General features: G+C 67.6%; 4 protein-coding genes and 1 riboswitch. Of the genes, 2 read left to right on the forward strand and 2 right to left on the reverse strand.

What is annotated here, in order from left to right:
- Nucleotides 1-60: 60 nt before the first annotated feature.
- Both GOAMR_RS01205 and GOAMR_RS01210 read left to right on the forward strand, forming a co-directional pair.
- Nucleotides 61-2,226, forward strand: coding sequence for a malate synthase G (locus GOAMR_RS01205; RefSeq protein ID WP_005181544.1), 2,166 nt, complete (start codon nucleotides 61-63; stop codon nucleotides 2,224-2,226).
- A 167-nt stretch (nucleotides 2,227-2,393) separates the two neighbouring features.
- The gene (locus tag GOAMR_RS01210) at nucleotides 2,394-3,575 is read left to right on the forward strand and encodes a substrate-binding domain-containing protein (RefSeq protein ID WP_005181546.1); all 1,182 of its coding nucleotides are present in this window, start codon (nucleotides 2,394-2,396) and stop codon (nucleotides 3,573-3,575) included.
- A 52-nt stretch (nucleotides 3,576-3,627) separates the two neighbouring features.
- On the opposite strand, the gene gcvP is transcribed toward GOAMR_RS01210, so the two are convergent.
- Together gcvP and GOAMR_RS01220 are read right to left on the reverse strand one after the other, a co-directional pair.
- Nucleotides 3,628-6,510, reverse strand: coding sequence for an aminomethyl-transferring glycine dehydrogenase (gene gcvP / locus GOAMR_RS01215; protein WP_005181547.1), 2,883 nt, complete (start codon nucleotides 6,508-6,510; stop codon nucleotides 3,628-3,630).
- Between the two features lie 176 nt (nucleotides 6,511-6,686).
- A riboswitch (glycine riboswitch) is annotated at nucleotides 6,687-6,789 on the reverse strand.
- Nucleotides 6,790-6,854: 65 nt separating this feature from the next.
- The gene (locus GOAMR_RS01220) at nucleotides 6,855-7,439 is read right to left on the reverse strand and encodes a MerR family transcriptional regulator (RefSeq protein WP_005181549.1); all 585 of its coding nucleotides are present in this window, start codon (nucleotides 7,437-7,439) and stop codon (nucleotides 6,855-6,857) included.
- Nucleotides 7,440-7,538: the final 99 nt, after the last annotated feature.

Here is a 7,538-nt window from a genome sequence, read left to right on the forward strand (position 1 = left end):
GTGTCACCTGCGGGGATCCCTCTGCGGTGAGTAGTTCCGTCCCACCCATGAAAGGCAGTCATGTCCGACCGGATCAACGTCCACGGCTTGCAGGTCGAACCCGTCCTGTACGACTTCATCAACAACGAGGCGTTGCCGGGCAGCGGCGTAGACCAGGAAGCCTTCTGGTCGGGTGCCGCCGAGGTGATCAACGATCTGGCTCCCCGCAACCGCGAACTGCTCGCCATCCGCGACGACCTGCAGGCCAAGATCGACCAGTGGCACCGTGACCATCCCGGCGCCATCGACTTCCCCGCCTACAAGGCGTTCCTGATCGAGATCGGCTACCTCGTCGACGTTCCCGAGGACTTCCAGATCTCCACCACCGGCGTCGACTCGGAGATCGCCGAGACCGCCGGCCCGCAGCTCGTGGTCCCCATCCTCAACGCCCGGTTCGCCCTCAACGCCGCCAACGCGCGCTGGGGTTCGCTGTACGACGCGCTCTACGGCACCGACGTCATCCCCGAGACCGACGGTGCGGAGAAGGTCGGTGCCTACAACAAGGTCCGCGGCGACAAGGTCATCGCGTACGCCAAGAACTTCCTCGACCAGGCCGTGCCGCTGGAATCGGGCAGCTACGCCGACGTGACCGGTCTGGCCGTCGTCGACGGCGCGCTGCAGATCAGCACCGCGTCCGGGGTGACCGCGCTGGCCAACCCGTCGGCCCTCTCCGGCTACCGGGGCGAGGCGGGCGCCCCCACCTCGGTGCTGCTGCGCAACAACGGCCTCTACATCGACATCGAGATCGACCCGTCGTCCCCGATCGGCCAGACCGATCCGGCCGGCATCAAGGATGTCGTCCTGGAGTCGGCCATCACCACGATCATGGACTTCGAGGACTCGGTCGCAGCGGTCGACGCCGACGACAAGGTCGTCGGCTACCGCAACTGGCTGGGCCTGAACAAGGGCGACCTGGCCGAGGAGGTCAGCAAGGGCGGCAAGTCCTTCACCCGCGTCCTGGCCGACAACCGTGAGTACACCGCGCCCGACGGCAGCGGGTTCGACCTGCACGGCCGCTCGCTGCTGTTCGTCCGCAACGTCGGTCACCTGATGACCAACCCGGCGATCCTCGACGCCGACGGCAACGAAGTCCCCGAGGGTATCCAGGACGCCCTGTTCACCTCGCTGATCGGCAAGCACGGATTGTCGGCCGAGGGCAAGCAGAACTCGCGGACCGGCTCGATCTACATCGTCAAGCCCAAGATGCACGGCCCCGACGAGGTCGCGTTCACCGCGCAGCTGTTCGGCCGCGTCGAGCAGGTGCTCGGGCTGCCCGAGAACACCCTCAAGGTGGGCATCATGGACGAGGAACGCCGCACCACGGTCAACCTCAAGGCCGCCATCAAGTCCGCCGAGAGCCGCGTCGTGTTCATCAACACCGGCTTCCTCGACCGCACGGGCGACGAGATCCACACCTCCATGGAGGCGGGTGCGGTGATCCGCAAGGGCGAGATGAAGCAGCAGAAGTGGATCAACGCCTACGAGGACTTCAACGTCGACACCGGCCTGCATGCGGGTCTGCAGCACAAGGCTCAGATCGGTAAGGGCATGTGGGCGATGACCGACCTCATGGCACAGATGGTGGAGACCAAGATCGGTCAGCCGCGCGCCGGCGCCACCACCGCGTGGGTGCCCTCGCCCACCGCCGCGACGCTGCACGCCATGCACTACCACCAGGTCGACGTGTTCGAGGTGCAGAACGAGATCGCCAAGCGTGATCCGGCGTCGGTCGACGACATCCTGACCATCCCGCTCGCCCCCAGCACCGACTGGTCCGACGAGGAGAAGAAGGAAGAACTCGACAACAACTGCCAGTCGATCCTGGGCTACGTGGTCCGCTGGATCGACCATGGCGTCGGCTGCTCCAAGGTCCCCGACATCCACGATGTGGCACTCATGGAGGACCGCGCCACCCTGCGCATCTCCAGCCAGCTGCTGGCCAACTGGATCCGCCACGACATCGTGACCGCCGACGACGTGGTCGCCGCGCTCGAGCGGATGGCTCCGGTGGTCGACCGGCAAAACGCCGACGACCCCGAGTACCGGCCCATGGCACCGGATTTCGCGACGAATATCGCGTTCCAGGCGGCCAAGGAGCTTATCCTCGAAGGCGCGAAACAGCCCAGCGGCTACACCGAGCCGATCCTGCATCGCAAGCGGAGGGAATACAAGGCAGCCAATGCCTAAGTCATGACCACTCGGTCATAAGGGCGCCGCCCCATGATCCAGCCGGGCCGTCACCATCTCTATTCGAGACGGGTGGCGGCCCGGTTGCATATTGTGGAGGGGCGTCCACCCGTGAACGGTCGGGCGCGGGTGTTCAGCGTGGGATGAGATGCGAAAGGCTCTAGGAGTTGGCACAGCACCGGAGACACCGCGACGACGACGGCCCGGCACCTCAGCGTCGCGGCATCAGCCGCGGCCTGCTGTTGGGCATCATCGCGGTGATGATCGTGATCGCCATGGTCGTCGCCTGGCAGCATTTCGCGGGCAAGTCCGACGACGAGGGCACCAACGCCGCGCGCTCGTGTGTGGAGGGTGAACTACCCGTTCCCATCGTCGCCGATCCCGACATCGTCGAGGCGCTGAACACTGTGGCCGCGGCGTTCACCCGGACCAACCCGGTCATCCGGGACCACTGCATCAGGGTGCAGGTGCGCGCCGGCGACTCCAAGGTCACCCTGGAGAGTCTCACCGGCACCTGGGATGCGGCGTCGATGGGTGACCGGCCCGCGGCGTGGATCCCGCAGTCGACCATCTGGTCGGCGGAACTGGCGACGGCGAAGCCGGACGCGATCGAGGGCACGCCTACGTCGCTGGTGACCACGCCGGTGGTGCTGGCGGTGCAGCCCGACCTCGGGAGCAAGGCCAAAGGCACCCTGCAATGGAGCCAGTTGCCCACGCTGCAGTCCTCCGACGGCAGTCTGTCGACGCTGGGACTGCCCGGTATCGGGTCACTGCGGATGGCGATGCCGCGTGGCGCGCAGTCGGACGCCACGAGCCTCGCCGCGCAGGCCGTCGCCTCGACACTCACCCGTTCCACCGGACCGCTGACCGGTGACGACGCGGCTCTCCCCCGGGTCGCCTCGGTGGTCAACGCGCTCATCAACGGCGCGCCCGAGTCGCAGGACGGTACGGCGACGGCCGCGCTGAAGGCGATCGGCCCCGACATCGGCAGTTCCCCGGTCAGGGCAGTCCCCATCACCGAGCAGAAGCTGTATCAGTTGACGAAGGGTGACGAGAAGGCGACGGTCACCGAGATCGTGCCCGGTGGCCCCACCCCCATCGCCGACTACCCGCTGATCCGGCTGGCCGGTAAGCAGGTGTCCGCCGACGCGTCCGAGGGGGCGGCCGCGTTCTTCGACTTCCTGGCCACACCACGACAACTCGCCGTGCTCACGGCACTCGGATTCCGCGGCGACGCACCTCTTCCGAAGGCGACGGCGACCGTGAAGTTCCCGGAGACCCCGGATCCGATGCCGGCCCCGGAGAACGAGGCCGCGGTCACGATCAACCGCCTGATCTACGGGGGCTGACGCCCAGCGCCCCGCAGATCGGTGTCGGTATCGGATCGGTGTCGCTATCCGGTCAGGCCTCGTCGGCGAAGGCGTCGATCGGCGGGCAGCTGCACACCAGGTTGCGGTCGCCGTAGGTGCCGTCGATCCGCCGCGAACCCGGCCACACCTTGGGACGCGCACCACCGGACGGCAGGCCGAGCGGGTACACGGCAAGCTCCCGTGAGTACGGGTGATCCCAGTCGGCCACCAGGCATTCGGCGGTGTGGGGTGCGCCCCGCAGCGGGTTGTCGTCGGCGGGCCACTCGCCCGCGGCGATCCGGTCGATCTCCCCGCGGATGGCAATCATCGCGTCACAGAAGGCGTCGAGCTCGGCCAGGTTCTCGCTTTCGGTCGGCTCCACCATCAGCGTGCCGGCCACCGGGAAGCTCATCGTGGGAGCGTGGAAACCGTAGTCCGCGAGGCGCTTGGCCACATCGTCGACGGTCACCCCGGTCTCCTTGGTCAGTGACCGCAGGTCCAGGATGCACTCGTGGGCCACGAAGCCCTCGTCATCGTCCCCCTCCGTGCCGGTGAACAGGACGGGATAGTGCTCGTCGAGCCGCCGGGCGATGTAGTTGGCCGAGGCGATCGCGGTGAGCGTCGCACGACGCAGCCCTTCCGCACCGGTCATCGCGATGTACGCGTAGGTGATCGGCAGGATCGACGCGGACCCGTACGGTGCGGCCGACACGGTCGCCGCACCTGGCAGTTCGTCGGCCAGCGGGTGACCGGGCACGAACTCGGCCAGATGGGCGCGCACCGCGACAGGGCCCACGCCGGGACCACCGCCGCCGTGCGGGATGCAGAACGTCTTGTGCAGGTTCAGGTGACTCACATCGCCGCCGAACCGGCCCGGGCGGGCCACGCCCACCAGCGCGTTCAGATTGGCGCCGTCGACGTACACCTGCCCGCCGGCGTCGTGCACCAGGGCGCAGATGTCGGCGATGTCGTGCTCGAACACCCCGTGTGTCGACGGGTAGGTGATCATGATCGCGGCCAGCGACTCGCGGTGCTGATCGATCTTGGCCCGCAGGTCGTCGACGTCGACGTCACCGTTCTCCCGGCAGCCGACCACGACCACCCGCATGCCCGCCATGACGGCCGACGCGGCATTGGTGCCGTGTGCGCTCGACGGGATCAGGCAGATGTCGCGGCCCTCGTCGCCGCGGCTGCGATGGTACTGCCGGATGGCCAGCAGGCCGGCGTACTCGCCCTGCGAGCCGGCATTGGGCTGCAGGCTCACCTTGTCGTATCCGGTGATCGCGACCAGCCACTTCTCCAGGGTCGCGATGAGTTCCCGGATGCCTTCGGTGTCGGCCCACGGTGCGAACGGATGCAGCCGGGCGAAGCCGGGCCAGGTGATGGCCTCCATCTCGGCGACCGCGTTGAGTTTCATCGTGCACGAGCCGAGCGGGATCATGCTGCGGTCGAGGGCGATGTCCTTGTCCGAGAGCGCGCGCAGGTACCGCATCATCGCGGTCTCGGTGTGGTAGCTGGTGAACGCCGGATGCGTCAGGAACTCGCTGGTCCGGGTTTCGATGGGCTGGGCGAACGCGCCCACGTCGTCGCGCTTGAGCACCCCGTCGGCCTCGAACGCCCGCAGCACCGCCGCCACATCGTCGAGGGTGGTGGTCTCATCGCACGAGATCGCGACCTGATCTCCGGACACCAGCCGCAGGTTCACGTTGTCGTGGCGCTTGGCCCGCGCGACGATGGCGCGCGCCTGGCCAGGGGTGCGGACGGTGATGGTGTCGAAGAAGCGCGCGTTCTGCACCCGGTAGCCGGCCTTTGTCAGACCGTTGGCGAGCGTCTCGGCAAAGCCGTGCGTGCGGCGGGCGATGGCGCGCAGACCGTCGGGACCGTGGTAGGAGGCGTACATCGCGGCCACGATCGCCAGGAGCACCTGAGCGGTGCAGATATTGCTGGTGGCCTTCTCGCGGCGGATGTGCTGTTCGCGGGTCTGCAGCGCGAGCCGGTAGGCGACCTTGTCGTCGGCGTCCTTGGACACACCCACCAGCCGTCCCGGCAGCTGACGGGCATGCGCGGTGTGCACCGACAGATAACCCGCATGCGGACCGCCGAAGCCCATCGGCACACCGAACCGCTGGGTGGTGCCGAAGCAGACGTCGGCGCCAAGCTCGCCGGGAGGCGTGATCAGCGTCAGGGCCAGCAGATCGGCCCCCACGGCCACCATGGCGCCGCGCTCATGTGCGTCGGCGATGATCGGTGCCGAGTCGACGATGCGGCCCGAAGCGCCCGGGACCTGCATGATGACACCGAAGAAGTCGCCCTCGGGCAGGCCGCGGCCCGGCAGATCCGGCAGTAGCGTGGCCTCGACCACCTCGATGCCCAGCGGTTTGGCCCTGGTCTCGATCACCGCACGCGTCTGCGGGAACAGATCGGTGTCAACGACCAGACGGGACGACTTGGACCGGTTGGCGCGGCGCATGAGCGTCATCGCCTCAGCCGCCGCGGTCGCCTCGTCGAGCATGGACGCGTTCGCCACCTCCAGACCGGTCAGATCCGCGACCATCGTCTGGAAGTTCAGCAGCGCCTCGAGCCTGCCCTGACTGATCTCGGGCTGATACGGCGTGTACGCCGTGTACCAGGCCGGGTTCTCCAGCACGTTGCGTACGATCACCGGCGGCGTGTGGGTGTCGTAGTAGCCGAGGCCGATCATCGAGCGGGCCACGACATTGGTGTGGGCCAGCTCAGCCAGGTGTGCCAGCACCTGGTCCTCGGTCATCGGCTCGTTCAGCGCGGCGAGGCCGTTGTTCGCAGGGTTGTCGGCGATGACGGCGGGCACCACGCGGGCCGCGAGTTCGTCAAGAGACGCCACACCCAGCGTCTTGAGGATGGTCGCGGTCTCGGCGGAATCCGGTCCGACGTGGCGGTCGATGAACGGCAGGGACATAGGTGGGAGGCACCTCTCGGCAGCGGTCGGCGGTTGCGACGACCGATGAGCCCTCCCCCTCTGTCATGTCCCGGCCGGCCTGGAACCCGCACGTGGACGCCTGAGAGTTTCGGGCCGGCGGGCCGGCCCTTTCACCATGGGCGGACGGGTGGCCCCGTCACTTTCCAGAGACGCCGTCATCCACCACGGTCCAGGTGCCTGAGAGTTTGACGAGGAGGTGTTGCTCCTTCGGCGGTCACCCTCACCTTAAGGTGGGCGACGCTCTCCCGCAGCGGTGCGACGTGGGCTCAGTCTAGCTGCAACGATGCCCTGGTCCGCAATCTCGCGGACCGGTATCACACCTGCTAGCCGGTGCGGCGCGTGCGATTCTTGCGCCGGGCGGCCAGCTCGTCCTCGGGGGCGGGTTCGCTCACACCGCCATCGGCGCGCTCGCCGGGGAAGTCCGCGATTGTTCCGGTCAGCTCCCGCATGGCACCGCTGACGGCGATGCCGAACACGCCCTGTCCGCCCTGCAGTAAATCGACCACTTCCTCGGCCGACGTACATTCGTAAACGGTGGTGCCGTCGGAGAACAGGGTGATCTTGGCCAGATCCTCGACACCGCGCTGGCGTAGATGGTCGACCGCGACGCGGATGTTCTGCAGCGAGATCCCGGTGTCCAGGAGACGCTTGACTATCTTGAGGACAAGGATGTCCTTGAAGGAGTAGAGCCGCTGACTGCCGGAACCGGCCGCGCTGCGGATCGAGGGCACCACCAGTGATGTCCGGGCCCAGTAGTCGAGTTGCCGGTAGGTGATCCCGGCGATCTGGCAGGCCGTGGGTACCCGGTACCCGACCAGGTCGTCGGGGACGACATCGTTGGGGAACAGACCCGGCACCACATCGCTCAACCGTCCCTGCCCGGGTGTGACCGGATGGGGCTCCGCCATCGACGATTCATCAGTGGACCCGACGACGTCGGCGTCGATTGTTCATCATCCCGACCGAACTGCTGATCGCGCACTTCAGACTCCTCGCAACGCTCAGAT

Origin of the sequence: Gordonia amarae NBRC 15530, assembly GCF_000241345.1 — a bacterium.
GTDB lineage: Bacteria > Actinomycetota > Actinomycetes > Mycobacteriales > Mycobacteriaceae > Gordonia > Gordonia amarae.

Bases quoted from the DNA above. Each gene is read 5' to 3' on its own strand.
- gcvP (WP_005181547.1), bottom strand. From the start codon at position 6,510: ATGTCCCTGCCGTTCATCGACCGCCACGTCGGACCGGATTCCGCCGAG.
- GOAMR_RS01205 (WP_005181544.1), top strand. From the start codon at position 61: ATGTCCGACCGGATCAACGTCCACGGCTTGCAGGTCGAACCCGTCCTG.
- GOAMR_RS01220 (WP_005181549.1), bottom strand. From the start codon at position 7,439: ATGGCGGAGCCCCATCCGGTCACACCCGGGCAGGGACGGTTGAGCGAT.